Source organism: Paraburkholderia franconis (assembly GCF_009362735.1).
Lineage (GTDB): Bacteria > Pseudomonadota > Gammaproteobacteria > Burkholderiales > Burkholderiaceae > Paraburkholderia > Paraburkholderia franconis.
This window is the reverse complement of record NZ_WHNP01000219.1, coordinates 1-1,280: the sequence shown is the minus strand read 5'-3', so window position 1 is coordinate 1,280 and position 1,280 is coordinate 1. Positions and strand designations below refer to the sequence as shown.

At 57.1% G+C, this 1,280-nt stretch carries 2 protein-coding genes; both read left to right on the top strand.

Annotation, left to right across the window (positions count from 1 at the left end):
* The coding region (locus GCT13_RS47750) for a transposase (RefSeq protein ID WP_152767251.1) at positions 1–293 on the top strand (293 nt) is incomplete at its 5' end.
* A gap of 366 nt (positions 294–659) precedes the next feature.
* Positions 660–1,151: a type II 3-dehydroquinate dehydratase gene (locus GCT13_RS47745; protein ID WP_152768437.1), complete on the top strand. Its 492-nt coding sequence runs from the start codon at positions 660–662 to the stop codon at positions 1,149–1,151.
* The last annotated feature ends 129 nt before the right edge of the window (positions 1,152–1,280 follow it).

The following is a 1,280-nucleotide window of genomic DNA, read 5'->3' as shown; positions in this document are numbered from 1 at the left end:
GAGAAACGGTCAAGGTGGCCTTCGCGGATCAAGGATACACAGGGGAAGACGCTGCGCAGGCCGCCAGCAATGAAGGCATTGATCTGCAGGTCATCAAACTGCAGGAAGCAAAGAAAGGTTTCGTGCTGCTGCCCCGGCGATGGGTGGTCGAGCGCAGCTTTGGCTGGCTCAACCGCTTTCGCCGCCTCGCGCGGGACTATGAGCGATTACCTGAAACGCTTGCCGGGCTTCATTTCGTGGTCTTCGCCATGCTTATGCTCGTGCATGCAGTGCCAGTACTTCAAAGTTCATAACACGGCCTCAGTGAGACGGGAAACGGTTGTCACCGTGACTCACGAATTTGCACCACCATCAGATGATGCAGCCGCGGACGCCCGGAACGACGCCTTTTGCTGGCAGGACGCTCGAGCCGTCCGCGTTCATCGGGCGCAAGCGCGCTCGACGTTTGCCTGTTATCTGTCTGTGATGTCATGTCAAAGCTTGCCGTCGGCTTTTATGTCAAGCGGCGGTACGTCCTCTACCCGCTGCAAGACAGGCCATGACGGCTGATCGGCCATTCCGGCCGTTCGTGCCTCGCCAATGCAGTCGTTCCACGATGACAGCTTTCGCGCGGGCCTCGTCTAGAATTGACTACCAAGCCGAGAGAAGGAACTGTCATCATGTGGCGAATTCTGCTGATTCAGGGCGCGAACATGATTCACTTGGGCAAGCGTGAACCGGAAATATACGGCAAGACGACGGCGAGCGAGCTTGACGCCATGCTCCACCAGCACGCGCGCTCGAAGAGTTACGAGCTGGAGATCTTCTACACCAACGTCGAAGGAGAAGCGATCAATCGCATCTATCGAGCCGTTGAAGATGGTGTCGACGGCCTCGTCATGAATCCCGCGGGCTTCAATTATGCGGGATATGCACTACGCGATTGCATAAAGGGTGCAGCGCTACCCTATGTGGAAGTACACATGACAAATGTCGAAGCACGGGGGATCAAGTGTTTGATCGCCAAGATCGCGGATGGCGTGATCTTCGGTCTTGGGGTTCATAGCTACGTGCTTGGATTGGAAGCCATGCTTTATTTGCTCTCGAATTCACCCAAGGGCACGCTCAAGACGCACGGAGGCCAATCAGGCGATATGGTCGCACGTGAGTGAGAGGCGGCTCGCCAATGGCCGGTTGTTGTCCGTGAGTGGCCATACCGAGCGACTACTCGAATCTGATACCTGCCGTTTCAATGCTGACGGCTCGACCGGCGGGCGACGCGTCGAACCGAGCCGAACGCG

What these genes read in the sequence shown, in the direction of transcription:
- GCT13_RS47745 (WP_152768437.1), top strand. Translation starts at nt 660, where the DNA reads ATGTGGCGAATTCTGCTGATTCAGGGCGCGAACATGATTCACTTGGGC.